At 56.6% G+C, this 2,659-nt stretch carries 2 rRNA genes; both read left to right on the forward strand.

Features of this window, described 5'->3' with window-relative positions:
• Nucleotides 1-2,456 (forward strand): 23S ribosomal RNA (locus Psi02_RS39660); the annotation flags it as partial.
• Between the two features lie 82 nt (nucleotides 2,457-2,538).
• Nucleotides 2,539-2,655, forward strand: a 5S ribosomal RNA gene (rrf, locus tag Psi02_RS39665).
• Nucleotides 2,656-2,659 lie beyond the last annotated feature (4 nt).

Below are 2,659 nucleotides of genomic sequence, written 5' to 3' on the forward strand. Positions count from 1 at the left end.
GTGATGTGACTGCGTGCCTTTTGAAGAATGAGCCTGCGAGTTATGGTGTGTGGCGAGGTTAACCTGTGTGGGGGAGCCGTAGCGAAAGCGAGTCTGAATAGGGCGTTTGAGTCGCATGCTGTAGACCCGAAGCGGGGTGATCTACGCATGGGCAGGTTGAAGCGTGGGTAAGACTGCGTGGAGGACCGAACCCACCAGGGTTGAAAACCTGGGGGATGACCTGTGTGTAGGGGTGAAAGGCCAATCAAACTCCGTGATAGCTGGTTCTCCCCGAAATGCATTTAGGTGCAGCGTTGCGTGTTTCTTGCCGGAGGTAGAGCTCTGGATGGCTAATGGGCCCTACAAGGTTACTGACGTCAGCCAAACTGCGAATGCCGGTAAGTGAGAGCGTGGCAGTGAGACTGCGGGGGATAAGCTCCGTGGTCGAGAGGGAAACAGCCCAGATCACCGACTAAGGCCCCTAAGCGTGTGCTAAGTGGGAAAGGATGTGGAGTCGCAGTGACAACCAGGAGGTTGGCTTAGAAGCAGCCACCCTTGAAAGAGTGCGTAATAGCTCACTGGTCAAGTGATTCTGCGCCGATAATGTAGCGGGGCTCAAGTACACCGCCGAAGTCGTGGCACTCATACTTTGTGTGGGTGGGTAGGGGAGCGTCGTGCGTCCGGTGAAGCGATCGAGTGATCGTGTCGTGGAGGGCGTGCGAGTGAGAATGCAGGCATGAGTAGCGAATCAGAAGTGAGAAACTTCTGCGCCGGATGACCAAGGGTTCCTGGGCTAGGCTAATCCGCCCAGGGTAAGTCGGGGCCTAAGGCGAGGCCGACAGGCGTAGTCGATGGATAACGGGTTGATATTCCCGTACCCGCTGTGATGCGCCAATACTGAATCCTTTGATGCTAAGAGTCCTTAGCTCGGCCGGCTCTTCGGAGTTGGTGTCAGAGTGAACGCTCGGTCCGATGAGGTAGTAGGTAAGCGATGGGGTGACGCAGGAAGGTAGCCCATCCCGGGCGGTGGTTGTCCCGGGGTAAGCATGTAGGGAGAGAGATAGGCAAATCCGTCTCTCATATATCCTGAGGTGTGATGCCGAGCCGATTGTGGCGAAGTGGGTGATCCTATGCTGCCGAGAAAAGCCTCTAGCGAGTGTCGTGGCGGCCCGTACCCTAAACCGACTCAGGTGGTCAGGTAGAGAATACTAAGGCGTTCGGGTGAACTGTGGTTAAGGAACTCGGCAAATTGCCCCCGTAACTTCGGGAGAAGGGGGGCCTTCGCTGGTGTAGGACTTTGCGTCCGTAGCTGGTGGGGGCCGCAGTGGCCAGGGGGAAGCGACTGTTTACTAAAAACACAGGTCCGTGCGAAGTCGTAAGACGATGTATACGGACTGACGCCTGCCCGGTGCCGGAACGTTAAGGGGACCGCTTAGCTGCACTTTGTGTGGCGAAGGTGAGAACTTAAGCGCCGGTAAACGGCGGTGGTAACTATAACCATCCTAAGGTAGCGAAATTCCTTGTCGGGTAAGTTCCGACCTGCACGAATGGCGTAACGACTTCCCCGCTGTCTCAACCACAGACCCGGTGAAATTGCAGTACGAGTAAAGATGCTCGTTTCGCGCAGCAGGACGGAAAGACCCCGGGACCTTCACTATAGCTTGACATTGGTGTTTGGGATGGCTTGTGTAGGATAGGTGGGAGACTGGGAAGCTGCAACGCTAGTTGTGGTGGAGTCATTGGTGAAATACCACTCTGGTCGTTTTGGATGTCTAACCCGCGCCCGTGTATCCGGGTGGGGGACAGTGTCTGGTGGGTAGTTTAACTGGGGCGGTTGCCTCCTAAAGAGTAACGGAGGCGCCCAAAGGTTCCCTCAGCCTGGTTGGCAATCAGGTGTCGAGTGTAAGTGCACAAGGGAGCTTGACTGTGAGACTGACGGGTCGAGCAGGAGCGAAAGCTGGGACTAGTGATCCGGCATCGGCATGTGGAAGCGGTGTCGCTCAACGGCTAAAAGGTACCCCGGGGATAACAGGCTGATCTTCCCCAAGAGTCCATATCGACGGGATGGTTTGGCACCTCGATGTCGGCTCGTCGCATCCTGGGGCTGGAGTAGGTCCCAAGGGTTGGGCTGTTCGCCCATTAAAGCGGTACGCGAGCTGGGTTTAGAACGTCGCGAGACAGTTCGGTCCCTATCCGCTGCGCGCGCAGGAGACTTGAAAGGGGCTGTCCCTAGTACGAGAGGACCGGGACGGACGAACCTCTGGTGTGCCAGTTGTTCCGCCAGGAGCACGGCTGGTTGGCTACGTTCGGTAGGGATAACCGCTGAAAGCATCTAAGCGGGAAGCTCGCCTTGAGATGAGGTCTCCCACCCAGTGATGGGGTAAGGCTCCCTGGAGACGACAGGGTTGATAGGCCGGAAGTGGAAGCACGGTAACGTGTGGAGCTGACCGGTACTAATAGGCCGAGGACTTGACCACAAAGCATCTTGCTCGCGTCCACTATGTGATTCAGAAACAACAATCAGGCCTGTGTTCAGGTGGGTTGATAGTTTCATAGGGTTACGGCGGTTATGGCGGAAGGGAAACACCCGGTTACATTCCGAACCCGGAAGTTAAGCCTTCCAGCGCCGATGGTACTGCACCGGGGACGGTGTGGGAGAGTAGGACGCCGCCGGACAATC

Origin of the sequence: Planotetraspora silvatica (assembly GCF_016863315.1) — a bacterium.
In the GTDB taxonomy this organism is placed as follows: domain Bacteria; phylum Actinomycetota; class Actinomycetes; order Streptosporangiales; family Streptosporangiaceae; genus Planotetraspora; species Planotetraspora silvatica.